We start from the raw sequence: 14339 nt of genomic DNA, 5'->3' as shown, positions 1-14339 counted from the left end.
TGAGAGATGGTTAATTTCGAAATTGCATCAACGGATTCTTCATCCAGTAAATCTCGGTAGCTACATAAGAATTCCTTAGCCTGCTGGGATAGAATATAATGGTTTTGGCCAGCTGCGTATCTCTTAAATCTTTTTCTCCATTTATTGATAAAGTTATCAGTCTGCCCCCAAGGGCGTTATTGCCATGCTGTCGATATAAAATACCCGGTTCTGGATCAAAAATTACTTTTCCAAACGAAGATACACTTAAATAGGCCCACCAGTCATGCATAATAACGTAATCTGTACGGTCAGGAAGATGAGTTACAATTAATTCTAGAGCAACTTGATTTAGAATGGTGGTGCAACCCACCACCACATTTTCTACAGTCGCATTGTATATAGATAATTCCTTCTTAGGTTGTAAGGGCCATATACTTAACGATTCTAAAGCGGCATTCACCATCTGTGTTGATGAACAGTAGAGTAGTGGAATGCTACTGTTTTCTATTTGAAGTTTTGTTACGGCACGAAATAGCTTGTCTTTCATCCACACATCATCTTGGTCACAGAAAGCAAAGTAGTCATAATCGTTTATTATTTCGTAGGCACGATTTATTAAGTTAAAGAAACTGTTTTTTACCCGACATTTTGAGCAAATATGTACTCTAATTTATCAGGATACTTATCTGCAATTTCTGAAATAATCTGTTTAGTGCGATCATCGGAACCATCATCGCGAATCAAAATATGAACATCAACATTTTCTTGCATTAATAGACTATTTATTTGTTCAGATAGGAACTTTTCACCACAATAGGTAGATAGTAAAATGCAAATTTTAGCGTAGCCCAAGATACTTGCCCTCCGTCGATTCTATTAATGTAATTCTAGCATACTAAGAATGACAGCCCCAAAGATCTTTCTAATACCTTAAAATTCCTTCCCTTTCAGGTTCACTCCCTCACACTATGCTATAATGTTGACAATAGTCGATAGATTAATATATTTGTCAGGAGCGCGTAGTTCATGGATTTGAGTGTATTGATCGTGAATTATAATACCTGCCAGGTTGACGCTGGATTGTCTGCGGTCGGTATATGATTCCGAGACGGGTTATTCGTATGAGGTAATAGTAGTAGATAATGCCTCGGCGGATGATTCGGTAGAGAAGATTAAGGAGCAGTATCCGCAGGTGCGGATGATTGCGAATGATGAGAATACAGGCTTTGCTAAGGCTAACAATCAAGCGATGGAAGCTGCCGCGGGCCGTTACATATTATTGCTGAATTCCGATACCATCGTGCAACCGGATACGTTGCAAACGATGGTATCCTTCATGGATGAGAACCCGAAGATCGGAGCCTCAGGCTGCAAAGTCATCCTGCCGGACGGTTCCTTAGACAAGGCCTGTCGGAGGGGATTTCCGACTCCATCCGCCTCTTTTTACTATGCCTTCGGTTTCTCGAAGTTGTTCCCGGATCGACCGCGGTTTAATCAGTATCAACTCGGTTACCTCGATCCGAATGAGAGCTATGCCATCGATTGTTTGGTCGGAGCCTTCATGTTGGTAAGTCGAGAGACATTACAGCAGGTAGGTGGTCTGGACGAAACATTCTTCATGTATGGGGAAGATGTGGACTGGTGCTACAGGATTAAGCAAGCAGGTTGGGACATTTGGTACCATCCAGTCACATACATTGTTCACTATAAGGGAGCGAGCAGCCGACGCAAGCCGTTCAAGATTATATATGAATTCCACCATTCCATGTGGATCTTTCATCGCAAGCATTATGTACGGCAATACTCCTGGCTTACGAACACGGCTGTCTTTTGTGGAATTGCTGTCAAATTCACGTTATCATTAGCGAAAAATAAACTGATCCCTAGGGGACGGGACAAGGATTCAAATCGGGGATGGGAAGCCATCCGTCCACTAACGATTCCAAATTGGAGGTGAGGTCATGATCCGCAAAAATCAGCGCTTCTTAGCACAGCTGTATAGCTTAGTCGACTTCTTATGTATCCAAGTATCTTTCATACTTGCTTGGTGGCTGAAGTTCAAGAGCGGGTGGATGGATTTTGATGGAGCACTTCCGGTTGAAATTTACGCTTTTTGGAGTCTTGTCTATGGTGCAATCGCGGTCATGACTGGTGTTCTGGTCTCGCTCTATACCCCTAAGCGTAAAAAGCGTTTCTCCGACGAAGTTCTCAAGCTTATTCAGGTTCATATGACGAGTCTGTTCGTCCTGCTGAGTATTATGTTCTTCGTGAAGCAGGTTGATATTTCTCGGGATTACTTGGCCCTCTACATAAGCTTTGATTTGCTGCTGATTATGCTTTACCGCTATTTCCTCAAGCAATCTCTTAAGCATTTCCGCAAAAAAGGCTTCAACAAGCAGTTCGTGCTCATTGTCGGTGCAGGTTCACTGGGTTGCAAGTTTTACGAGAATCTGAGGCAGTACCCGGAGCTCGGGTATGAAGTGATTGGATTTCTGGATGATCATCGTACCTTTACGCCTGAGGAGCTTAAACGCTATAAACCAGTCCTGGGTGCGGTGAATGAACTAGAGAAAATTCTGCGGAAAAAGTTAATAGATGAGGTTGTTCTGGCGTTGCCGCTTTATGCGCACCCCAAATATGCAAAGATTGTATCTATTTGCGAGAAGGCCGGGTCAGAGCTTTGATTATTCCTGACTTCTTTGACTTCTTGCCAGCACGGCCTTATTTCGATAACTTTGCCGGTATGCCAATGATAAATGTACGTGATATCCCACTCGATTTAACCGGAAACCGGCTGGTGAAGCGGATGTTTGATATTGTATTTTCCTCATTCGCCATCATTATTACATCTCCGATCATGTTGTTAGTCGCTATAGGCATCAAATTAACCTCTAAGGGACCAATTATTTTCAAACAGGAACGGGTTGGCCTGAACCGCCGTAAATTCTCCATGTACAAATTCCGTTCAATGCGTGCTTTGCCGGAGGGGATTGCGGATACAGGCTGGACCACGGAAAATGACCCAAGACGTACGAAGTTTGGTGCATTCCTGCGTAAGACGAGTCTGGATGAGCTCCCACAGTTTTTTAACGTGTTAGCCAGTCGAATGAGCGTCGTTGGTCCAAGGCCGGAGCGACCTTACTATGTTGAGCAGTTTCGTGAAGAGATTCCTAAATACATGGTGAAGCACCATGTTCGTCCCGGCATTACTGGTTACGCTCAAGCCAATGGTTTGCGTGGGGATACGTCGATTGAGGATCGGATTGAGCATGATATTTTTTATATAGAGAATTGGTCGATCTTGCTTGATATCAAAATTATTTTCAAGACCGTTCTCCAAGGATTTATAAATAAAAACGCCTATTAAAATGAATATATTTGGATTTTCACCCTTATTAAGTTAAAATAACAGATAAACTTGCTGAACAAGATTGGATGGAGAACCTTAATGAAAAGAAAATGGCTATATTTCATATTATTAATCATTGTACTCCTCGCAATATTAATTGGTTTAATCTTCTTTAACAAATCCAACAACTCGTTACAGCAGCAAGAAGGTTTCAAGGCCCACCGTATGATTGCTCACGCCATGGGCGGGATCAGCGGGAAGTCGTATACGAACAGCTATGAAGCTTTTATCGCTAATTATGAGAAGGGTATACGTGTATTCGAGAGCGATTTCCTACTTAGTGCGGATGATGATCTAATTGCTCGTCATGAATGGGGAGAGAGCTTCACCAAATTGATGGGGCAAGAAGACGGATTGAAGCCGGAGCGTTATGGGGCCATATTTACAACCAAGGAGTTCAAGGACGCGAAGATCATGGGCCGCTATGAGCCGCTTACTTGGGATGATGTTCTAGATCTTATGGTGGACTATCCCGATATGTATCTGGTAACGGATACGAAGCAGATTAAGCCGGAGGAGATCGACCAAATTTTCTCCAAAATCGTAGACGGTGCCAAGAAGCGTGACCCGGAGATTCTAACGAGAATAGTGCCGCAGATTTATAATCATCCAATGTGGGATCAGATCGAGGCGATTTATCCGTTTGAATCCGTGATTTTCACCTTGTATCAGACCCATGAATCTGATGATGAAGTACTTCAGTTTGCCGAAGAGAAGGGACTAGCGGCGATTACGATGTCGGAGGCTCGTGCGAACAAAAATCTAGTCTCGAAGCTGAACAAGCTGGGTATACCTTCTTATGTTCACACCATTAATGATGTGGAGACTATGCAGAAGTTCAAGAATATGGGTGTCTATGGCTTTTACACTGATTTCCTGACCGAGGCTGATGGTAATCGTTCATGGTGGAGTAATTACTTAGGATTATAAGACAAGATGCCTTTCCAATTGGAGGTAAGGCATCTTTTTTTGTTCGCCTTTTATACGAACATTGACAGCATTTCTATAGTAAACTAGACTAAGAAGTGCGAGAGGAACGGGGCACACAGAACCCGCATTCTTCCAAGGAAATGGCCGGGTTTATATCCTTAATTTAGACTGGGTTATTTAGCATGAAGACGGTAAGAGGTTGAACACACCACAATATGACAGGCGGGGCGAAGACGGCCCCTTTTTTCATGGGATGAGGCACTTACTAGAGTGTTCGCAAAATCCGGTGGACTGGTTGAACAACCTCTATTAGTTCGAACAAGTTAAACTGGAGGAATCAGTGTTGAATCAAATGGTGCAATCTTGGCGGCATGTGTTCAAATTAGACCCGGATCGGTCTATCGATGATGAGACACTGGAAGCGATCTGCAGCTCTGGGACGGATGCCATCATGGTGGGCGGATCCAGTGGGGTGACCTATAAGAATACCGAGAGCCTGCTGACACGGATACGCAAGTTTCAAATTCCATGTGTGCTTGAGATATCAACGCTGGAAGCGATCGTGCCGGGCTTCGATTTTTTTCTGATTCCGATGGTGCTTAACAGTAGCGATCCGCAGTGGTTGATCGGGAATCAGGCGCAGGCCGCAGAGATGTATGGTGATATGATTCCTTGGGACATGCTTGTTCCGGAAGGATATATCGTGCTGAATCCCGATTCGACGGTAGCCAGACGAACAGAAGCCAAGACCTCACTATCTGACTCTGAAGCGGCTGCATATGCGCAAATTGCTGACAGGATATTTCATCTACCAATCGTTTATGTAGAGTACAGTGGAACCTTTGGTGATTTGGAACTGGTCACAGCGGTGCGTCACAGGTTAGAGCATTCTCGTCTTTTCTACGGCGGGGGGATCGTGGATGGAGATACGGCGCGTCTGGCTGCATCTGCCTGTGACACGATTGTTGTAGGCAATATTATCTACAGCGACTTGGACAAGGCATTGGAGACCGTTGCTGCGATTAATAAATAGCAGCATATAGGTGTTGAACTAAATTCATCCGATTCGTTCAACTTAACAGACAGACTGAACTAGATTTACGTTATAGCAATTGGAAAGGAGCATGATTTATCTATGCAACCTGTTAACATACAAGAGGCGGTAGCCCGCCTGAATCCCGAGCAGCGCAGAGCTGTGGAGACGACGGAGGGACCACTGCTCATTATGGCTGGTGCAGGCAGTGGCAAGACGCGCGTGCTGACGCACCGCATCGCTTATTTGATAGCGACCCGCAAGGCTGCGCCGTGGTCTATTCTGGCGATTACGTTTACCAACAAAGCAGCCCGCGAAATGCAGGAGCGTGTTTCTCATCTCGTTGGAGGAACGGAAGGGCGCGACATTTGGGTCTCAACCTTCCACTCCATGTGCGTGCGTATTTTGCGGCGGGATATTGAGCGGATCGGCTTTACCTCGAATTTTTCGATTCTGGATTCAACCGACCAACTCTCGGTCATTCGTAACTGCATGAAGGAACAGAACCTCGATACGAAGAAATTCGAACCGAAGGCGGTTCTGTCCATGATCAGCACGGCAAAGAATGAACTGATTACACCGCAGCAGTACGAGCAGAAGATTGGTGATTATTTTGAGGGGATTGTTGCCAAGGTCTATACGATGTACCAAAAAAGATTGCGCAGCAACAATTCGCTGGATTTCGACGACTTGATTATGAAGACGATTGAATTGTTCAAGGAATCACCTGAGGTGCTCGACTTTTATCAGAACAAGTTTAAATACATCCATGTCGATGAGTATCAGGATACAAACCGGGCACAGTATATGCTGTGCCAGATGCTGGCAGACAAGCACCACCGGATCTGTGTCGTCGGCGATAGCGACCAGTCGATTTACCGTTGGCGCGGGGCTGACATCAGCAACATCCTCAACTTCGAACAGGATTATCCTGAAGCGAAGACGATCCTGCTGGAGCAGAATTACCGCTCGACTTCGACTATTTTGAATGCAGCTAACGGTGTCATTGCCAACAATGCGGGACGCAAGCCGAAAAAGCTGTGGACTGATAAAGGTGAAGGCGACAAGATCAAGGTGTATCGCGCTGATTCCGAGCATGATGAAGGATACTTCGTAACTTCGGAAATTCAGAAAAATATTAAAGCCGACAAAGCGTATCGCGATCATGCAATTTTGTATCGTACGAACGCTCAATCCCGGGTAATAGAGGAAGTGCTGATCAAGTCGGATATCCCGTATCAGATCGTGGGCGGCATCAAGTTCTATGATCGCAAAGAGATTAAGGATATGCTCGGCTATTTGCGTCTTTTGTCCAATCCGGACGACGATATTAGCCTGACAAGGGTGATCAATGTACCGAAGCGGGGCATTGGTGATACGACTGTTGCCAAGCTGGCAGCAGCTGCGGCTGAGCGGGGCACATCGATCTACCGGGTGCTTGAGACTGTGGATGATCTGGGCTTCGCTGGACGGACACGGAATGCGCTGGTTGAGTTTTTCGATATGATCGACGGCCTACATCGGATGTTGGAATATCTATCTGTCACGGAATTAACGGAGAAAATGCTTGAGCTCACCCAGTACCGCATGGAGTTGCAGACTGAGAATACGATCGAATCGCGTTCGCGTCTGGAAAATATCGATGAATTCCTGTCCGTAACGATGGAATTTGAGAAAAACAGCGAGGATAAGACGCTGGTTGCGTTCTTGACGGATCTGGCGCTGATCGCGGATATCGATTCGATGAATGATAGCGATGAGGAGCGTCCGCTGGACGATGCGGTCGTGCTAATGACGATGCACAGCGCTAAAGGTCTGGAGTTCCCAGTCGTGTTCATCGTCGGGATGGAGGAAGGGGTGTTCCCGCATAGCCGGGCATTCCAGGATGATATAGAGCTGGAGGAGGAGCGCCGTCTTGCCTATGTAGGTATTACACGGGCCGAGCAGAAGCTGTTCCTCTCCTGTGCACAAATGCGCACCCTGTACGGGCGGACGACTTCAAATCCGCCGTCACGCTTCTTGGACGAGATTCCGGAGGAACTGAAGGAAGACACCGTCGTCGCCCGCGACCGATACCGCCGTGGGGCAGGTAACGGGGGCGCCTACAGCGGCCGCGGCTTCAGCGGCAACGGCGGAAGCAACTTCGGCCACCGTGGTGGGGCCGAAGGCAGAAACGCTGCGGCGCCTAGCGGCCGCAGTGGAGTGACCGTCAGCGTGCCAGGGGCTGCTGGCGGAACGCGTCCTACTGCCGGGGCGGCTGGCGCAGCTCCCGGCGGCTTCAGTGCCGGCGACAAGGTGTCGCACGGCAAATGGGGCATCGGCACCGTCGTGTCGATCAAGGGCTCCGGTAATGACACGGAGCTGCAGATCGCCTTTCCGGCGCCGGTTGGCGTGAAGCGCCTGCTCGCTGGCTTCGCTCCAATCACCAAGGTGATTGAGTAAGCAAGCTCGCTAGCGCGCGTTTACCTGCGCATGGCGAGGCGCAGCTGGTTCAGGACAAGTATCAATTCGATTAATTAGTGCTAGAACAGTAATTCAACATGTAATAGAATCATATATTCCCTTTCAATCGAGATCATGAACCTCAGCAGGCGAATGGTCTCGATTGATCTAGTATGGGGAATATCGGTTTTGTGTAGAATGCTATATAAGAACTTGATTTTAGAATAGATATGATAATAGATATGATATTGATATATAAGTGATGTATACATGTGCATATACTATCTATGCGTATTGCAGCAAACATGGGAATACCAATTTTCTTATATCCGAGCTGCAATGGTCATTATTGTCTCTCTACCACACACAAACGCGTAAAATGTCCACCTAAAAGTGGACACAAGGGTTATATTTGCAAATCCGATTTTTGATCAATATGTAGACTGTTGTCTACAAACGTATACTATATATATTGTTTCTATGCTATGAGTGAGCATATCCCCTCTCTAGAATAGTGTCCGCGTTCTGAAAGACATTTCGCACAATTGTTCTTGTGAGGAGGACTTCATTATAAACGGTATGTTGGGGCTCGCGAACTATTCATAAGCCAGGTCAAAGCCGCTAGAATAAGCGTGATAGCCGTTGTTGACCGACTGAGGTTAATCATCAACTTTTTTATATATAAGGAGGGTTGTCCCTGAATGGACGCTAGGCAAAGAATGGAACAGCTCGTGGAGCAATTGAATCACTATAGTTATCATTATTACACGTTGGATGAGCCGATGATCAGTGACAAAGAGTACGACGCACTTTATGATGAGTTGACTGCGCTTGAGGCGGAGACAGGAGTAACCTTGCCGGATTCCCCGACGATTCGCGTCGGCGGTGAATTACTTGAGGGCTTCAAACCGCATCGTCATTTGGCGTCACTATGGAGCTTGGACAAGGCGCAGAACGAGGAGCAACTACTAAACTGGCATGGACGGGCGCTTCGATTGATTGCCGACTATAACACGAAGAACCCGGACAATCCGCTCCCAGATCCGACTTATGTCGTTGAGTTGAAGTTCGATGGACTGACCCTCAATCTGACCTATAGTGATGGGAAGTTGGTACAGGCGTCCACGCGGGGCAACGGTGTTGTCGGTGAAGGCATTCTGGCGCAGGTAAAGACGATCAAGTCGGTGCCATTAACGATTCCTTATCATGACGGTACGATCGAAGTACAGGGCGAAGGCATTATGAATCTGTCTGTATTGAACAAATACAATGAGACAGCGGCTGATCCGTTGAAGAATGCCCGTAATGCAGCAGCAGGTGCTTTGCGCAACCTGAATCCGAAGACGACTGCTGAGCGGAAGTTAAGCGCGTTCTTCTATAATGTTGGGTATTCAGACAATGTTCAGTTTACAGATCACCGTGAAATGATGGCTTTTCTCAAGGAAAATCGCTTCAAGGTGAATCCGTACATTACCTACCATACTGACTTCTCTAAGGTGATGGAAGAACTACACCAAATCGTAGAGCAGCGACCAACGCTGGATTATCTTATTGACGGAGCGGTCATCAAGATTACCGATATGCGTACACGTGAGGTGCTCGGCTATACAGATAAATTTCCACGCTGGGCAGTGGCCTTCAAGTTTGAGGCAGAGGAGACAACCACGGTTCTTGAATCGGTCAGCTGGAATGTTGGACGGACCTGGCAAGGTCACTCCTATTGCCAAAGTTGAGGCAGTTGAGTTAGCCGGGGTTACCGTGCAGAACTGCACACTCAACAATGTGGGTGATATTGAGCGCAAGAATTTGAAATTTGCACTGGGTACCCGGGTGTTTATTCGGCGTTCTAATGACGTTATCCCGGAGATCCTCGGCAAAGTGACGGATGAGCAAGATGGGGAGAGATTTTATTCCCAACCGAGTGCCCGTCCTGCGGCTCTACATTGGAGCAGCGTGGAGCCCATCTGTTCTGTAACAACCGACTGGATTGTAAACCGCAAATTGTAAGCCGGATTACGCATTTTGCTTCGCGTGATGCAATGGACATTGAGACCTTTAGTGAGAAGACGGCCGAGCAGTTATTTGAAGAAGTGCATATTCATGGGCCAGCCGATCTCTATACATTATCTTTTGAGGATCTGATTAAGCTAGAGCGTTTTGGCGAGAAGAAAGCGAACAACCTGCTGGAGGCTATTGAGCAGAGTAAGGAACGTGACCTTGCTGCCTTCTTATTTGCCCTAGGGATTCCGAATACCGGAAAATCGACCACCAAGGTGTTGGCTGATCACTTCCGCAGTCTACAAGCGGTGATGAGTGCTACCGTTGAGGAATTAACGGCTTTGCCGGATATTGGCGGCATTGTAGCAGAGAGCATCGTAACATACTTTGCAGATCCGATCAGCCGTGATGGCATTGATAAAATGCTGGAGCTTGGTGTTAAGGCGACACCTCCAGAAGAGCAGGCTGCTCCTCCGGTTGACTCTTTCTTTAATGGAAAGACCGTTGTTCTTACGGGCACACTGCATAAGCTAACCAGGGATGAAGCAGGCGCTCGTATGGAGGCGCTCGGCGCGAAAGTAACGGGCAGTGTATCGAAGAAGACTGATCTAGTCATAGCGGGTGAGAAAGCTGGCAGCAAACTGGCCAAAGCCAAGGCACTAGGGATTATGGTTATCGAGGATGAAGATGAGTTCATCCGCCTGTTAGAAGAAGGATCTAACTCCTAATTGAAGGAACAGATCTGCAACAACTCCAGGTATTAATCTGATCACAAAAATCAAATCTATCCCCAAGCAGCACTTCCTTACTGAGGAGAGCTACCTGGGGATTTTTTTTATCCAGTCTCTACTATGTGATTATTTCAATTTGCATAGCTCCCTTGAATTGCTCTTGGGGCGGGTTCTTATATAGAAATTATCGCAATAGAGGAACTCTCCGACAGGTGCTTGATCTAGCGTTACGCAGGCAATAAACAGCAATATTCGACTATCAACATTAGTCAAATCTCCTAATTTTCCTGATTATGGTAGATTAATTGTGGTTCCTATGTAATAATATTTGGGAATAGGAGACCCAGAATATAACTTTTTTGGGGCTTGTGTTGTCATATGATTGTAGGATTCAAATCATTGGGAGGTTATGATGAGAAACAAATGGATTCAAAAGATTGTACTTCTAGCGATGGTAGGTTTGTTATTGGCGGGCTGCACGAATGGAGCAGGCAAGAAAGTAGAACAGACAAAGACAACATTGAAGGTACTATTCTATGATGAGAACTGGTTCTATCAGCAGTATGGCGATTTGTTCTCGATGAAGAACGGGGAGAATGTCGAGTTCGAAATTATCTCTACGCAGAATCTGTACAACAATGAGGAAGGTAAGTCCTACCAGGAAGCATACGATGAGTTGATCGATAAAGAGAAGCCGGATGTGCTAATGTTGGACACTAATAATTTCGAGAAATATGTTAGCGATGGCAAGCTCGTAGAGCTAGACACCTATATTGAAAAGGATAAATATAATCTTGAGGGCATTTATCCAGGTCTTCTCGAATTGTTGAAGGAAATTGGCGGTAGTAAATTATACGGTCTTTCTCCAACTTTCTATGGAAGTGCTGTGTTCTACAATAAAGATCTGTTCAACAAATATGGAGTAGATTTGCCGCATGACGGAATGTCCTGGCAGGATATTCTTGATCTAGCCCGGCGTTTCCCAACGGATGGTGATGAGAAGACTCGTGTATACGGGTATGGCGATAGCTATCCTATCTCGATGGATAACATGATAAGTATGATCTCCAGCGCGGAAGGCCTGATGAACGTGAACCCGGATTCAATGAAGGTAACAGTGGATACCGATTCGTGGAAAAGGGTATTCCAACTGGCCATCGATGCCGAGAAATCCGGGGTTGTCTATAATCCGGAAGGTGATAGATTCATGGGTGGTTCAATGGAAGAGTACTATCAGAGCCAGCCGTTCTTGATGGGAAGGTCCGCGATGACGTTAGGATCCCCATATATGCTCCAAAATATGAAGGACGCTAAAGAAAGATTGAAAGATTATAAACTGTTTGAAATCGGTATCGTCTCCGGTCCGGTCGATCCTTCAGATCCTACATCAACTTATAACGCGAACCTGAGTGAGGTTTTCGCGATTAACGCGGCTTCGACCAATAAAGATGTGGCCTGGGATTTCATTAAATTCGTTAACGGCGAGGATTATGCTCGTGTTAAGTCCAGATCTGGCAATGATATGATGTCTAGAATGGGCTTCAAGAAAGACTTCGAAGGTCAAAGCCTGGATCCGTTCTACGCTTTGAAACCGAAACTTAATAAGAGCTATCGTAACTGGGACAAGCTACCTGATAATTTCTACGGTGATTACAGCGCGGTAATGACGAGAGAGCTTGACTTGGTGAAAAATAACAAAAAAACCTTGGACGAGGCTCTGAAGACGATTCAATCGGAAGCCCAGACGGCGCTTGACAAAGGCTTGAAGGATAAGGAAGCGAATAAAGGTAAAGAAGGTGCCGGAACCGGGTACTGCGAGTGCTGGTGGAAGCGTTGTTGTTACAGAGGAGGGCAATTCAGGAGAGTAACTCAAGTGGCTTCCAATGATAATTACATTTTTTAAATAATGATGAATTATATCCTTTGTTTCTCTTGATGTAGAGTGTCAGGTTGCACTTTATTTCTTAGAGAGAGCGAAGGATTCTTTTTTGCATGAATTTCAGAGAATCTTTGTAATTGCAGTAAATATGTAACTTTACATTTAAGGAATACGTATTAACCATGACTGGATTAAAAAAAATTCATGAACCATAGGAGGAAAAGATGCGGGGAAAATGTGGCAAAAGATCGCCTTGCTCGCTGTAAGCTGTATGCTTGTAGCTGGTTGTACAGCTGGGCCAGGTAAGAAAACGGAAAATACTAAATCGACTTTGAAAGTGCTCTTTAATGATGAGAGCTGGTTCTATCAACAATATGGTGATTTGTTCACCATGAAGAATGGGGAGAACATCGAGTTCCAAGTTGTCTCAACGCAAGGTCTGTACAACAATGAGGAAGGCAAGTCATATCAGGAAGCGTTTAATGAACTGATTGATAAGGAGAAGCCAGACGTTTTGATGCTGGATACTAGCAACTTTGAAAAGTATGTTGCTGACGGCAAGCTCGTAGAGCTGGACACGTATATTGAGAAGGATAAATTTAAACTTGAAGGGATTTATCCCGGTTTGATCGATATGTTGAAGGAGATTGGCGGAAATAAGTTATACGGCCTTTCGCCATCTTTTTATGGAAATGCAGTGTTCTATAATAAGGATCTTTTCAACAAGTATGGGGTAGATTTGCCGCATGACGGAATGTCCTGGCAGGATATTATTGACCTGGCTCGCCGTTTCCCAACCGAGGGTGATGAGAAGACTCGTGTATATGGGTATGGCGATAACTACCCTACCTCGATGGATTCTCTGGTTAGTATGATCTCGAGCTCAGAAGGTCTGATGTATGTGAAACCGGATACGATGAAGGTAACGGTAGATACCGATTCGTGGAAAAGAGTATTCCAGCTGGCCATCGATGCCGAGAAATCTGGAGTTATCTATAATCCAGACGGTGATGGATTCACGGGCGGGACGATGGAAGACTATTATCAGAGCCAGCCATTCCTGATGGGACGAGCTGCGATGACAGTGGGTTATCCTTATATGCTTCAAAATATGAAGGATGCTAAGGAAAGATTGAAAGATTATAAGCCATTTGAAATCGGCATTGTTTCCGGACAGGTTGATCCTTCGGATCCTACATCAACGTATAACGCAAATTTGAGTGAGATTTTCGCTATTAACGCAACTTCTCCTAATAAAGATGCAGCTTGGGAGTTCATTAAGTTCATTAACGGTGAAGATTATGCCCGTGTTAAGTCAAGATCCGGCGGTGATCTAATGACCCGAATGGGCTTTAAGAAGGATTACGAGGGTCAAAGCCTGGATCCGTTTTATGCCTTGAAGCCCAAAGCGAGCAAGATTTATGACAATATGGAGAAGCTCCCTGATAATTTCTACGGCGAGTACAATTCAATCCTGAGCAGAGAACTTGGATTGGTAAAGGATAATAAGAAGACCATGGACGAAGCACTCAAGACAGTTCAAGCTGAGGCGCAAACAGCACTCGACAAAGGTCTGAAGGATAAAGAAGCGAATAAAGGCAAAGAGGGAACTAGTAACGATAGTGCGAGTTCAGACGACGATACTTCAATTTCAGTAAATAAAGCTGGAGAATAGGTAATTCTAATAAGAGACATTCCTTGTAATTCTCCGTGTGAGTGCTTGACTACGAATGGTTCACACGGAGAGACAAGGAAGTCTCTTTGTCATTTCGTGGGGTTCATTGTCGCAAATAAAAAGAGAAGGTATTTCAGGGTCATACCGTGGTTTAGTCTTTTTTTAAAAAAGTGTTGCATTATAATCGTGAACGTGATACATTATTTCTTGCCGCTTTTGAAGGGCGGTTGTCGAAGCGAAGACAACAATGACGAAAAAAG

At 45.4% G+C, this 14339-nt stretch carries 7 protein-coding genes and 3 pseudogenes; 8 read left to right on the top strand and 2 right to left on the bottom strand.

Annotated elements, in window-relative coordinates:
• Positions 1-10: 10 nt before the first annotated feature.
• Positions 11-529, bottom strand: a complete 519-nt coding sequence (locus tag RE628_RS26085; protein WP_309156218.1) for a glycosyltransferase family protein — start codon at positions 527-529, stop codon at positions 11-13.
• A gap of 89 nt (positions 530-618) precedes the next feature.
• A complete protein-coding gene (locus RE628_RS26080; RefSeq protein ID WP_309156216.1) occupies positions 619-834 on the bottom strand; it encodes a glycosyltransferase in 216 nt (71 codons plus the stop codon).
• Between the two features lie 174 nt (positions 835-1008).
• On the opposite strand from RE628_RS26080, the pseudogene RE628_RS26075 reads away from it, so the two are divergent.
• From RE628_RS26075 to RE628_RS26040, 8 genes and pseudogenes are all read left to right on the top strand, one after another.
• Positions 1009-1939: pseudogene (locus tag RE628_RS26075) on the top strand (glycosyltransferase family 2 protein).
• Between the two features lie 4 nt (positions 1940-1943).
• Positions 1944-3349: pseudogene (locus RE628_RS26070) on the top strand (undecaprenyl-phosphate glucose phosphotransferase).
• Between the two features lie 81 nt (positions 3350-3430).
• Positions 3431-4321, top strand: coding sequence for a phosphatidylinositol-specific phospholipase C/glycerophosphodiester phosphodiesterase family protein (locus RE628_RS26065; RefSeq protein ID WP_309156214.1), 891 nt, complete (start codon positions 3431-3433; stop codon positions 4319-4321).
• A 343-nt stretch (positions 4322-4664) separates the two neighbouring features.
• The gene (locus tag RE628_RS26060; RefSeq protein ID WP_309156211.1) at positions 4665-5354 is read left to right on the top strand and encodes a heptaprenylglyceryl phosphate synthase; all 690 of its coding nucleotides are present in this window, start codon (positions 4665-4667) and stop codon (positions 5352-5354) included.
• Positions 5355-5456: 102 nt separating this feature from the next.
• Complete coding sequence (pcrA, locus tag RE628_RS26055) at positions 5457-7796, top strand: DNA helicase PcrA (protein WP_309156208.1); 2340 nt, start codon at positions 5457-5459, stop codon at positions 7794-7796.
• 701 nt (positions 7797-8497) lie between these two features.
• Positions 8498-10522 (top strand): annotated as a pseudogene (ligA, locus tag RE628_RS26050) (NAD-dependent DNA ligase LigA).
• A 412-nt stretch (positions 10523-10934) separates the two neighbouring features.
• Positions 10935-12428: an ABC transporter substrate-binding protein gene (locus RE628_RS26045; RefSeq protein WP_309156205.1), complete on the top strand. Its 1494-nt coding sequence runs from the start codon at positions 10935-10937 to the stop codon at positions 12426-12428.
• A 211-nt stretch (positions 12429-12639) separates the two neighbouring features.
• On the top strand, positions 12640-14079 hold the full coding sequence (locus tag RE628_RS26040) for an extracellular solute-binding protein (RefSeq protein ID WP_309156201.1): 1440 nt from the start codon (positions 12640-12642) through the stop codon (positions 14077-14079).
• The last annotated feature ends 260 nt before the right edge of the window (positions 14080-14339 follow it).

Origin of the sequence: Paenibacillus sp. D2_2, assembly GCF_031199965.1 — a bacterium.
Classification (GTDB): domain Bacteria; phylum Bacillota; class Bacilli; order Paenibacillales; family Paenibacillaceae; genus Fontibacillus.
Note: the sequence above shows the minus strand (reverse complement) of the source record. Positions and strands in the feature narration are given on the sequence as shown.

Excerpts from the sequence above, each read along its gene's own strand:
- RE628_RS26040 (WP_309156201.1), top strand. The coding sequence starts at position 12,640 with ATGTGGCAAAAGATCGCCTTGCTCGCTGTAAGCTGTATGCTTGTAGCT.
- RE628_RS26085 (WP_309156218.1), bottom strand. The coding sequence starts at position 529 with ATGAAAGACAAGCTATTTCGTGCCGTAACAAAACTTCAAATAGAAAAC.
- RE628_RS26045 (WP_309156205.1), top strand. The coding sequence starts at position 10,935 with ATGATGAGAAACAAATGGATTCAAAAGATTGTACTTCTAGCGATGGTA.
- RE628_RS26065 (WP_309156214.1), top strand. The coding sequence starts at position 3,431 with ATGAAAAGAAAATGGCTATATTTCATATTATTAATCATTGTACTCCTC.
- pcrA (WP_309156208.1), top strand. The coding sequence starts at position 5,457 with ATGCAACCTGTTAACATACAAGAGGCGGTAGCCCGCCTGAATCCCGAG.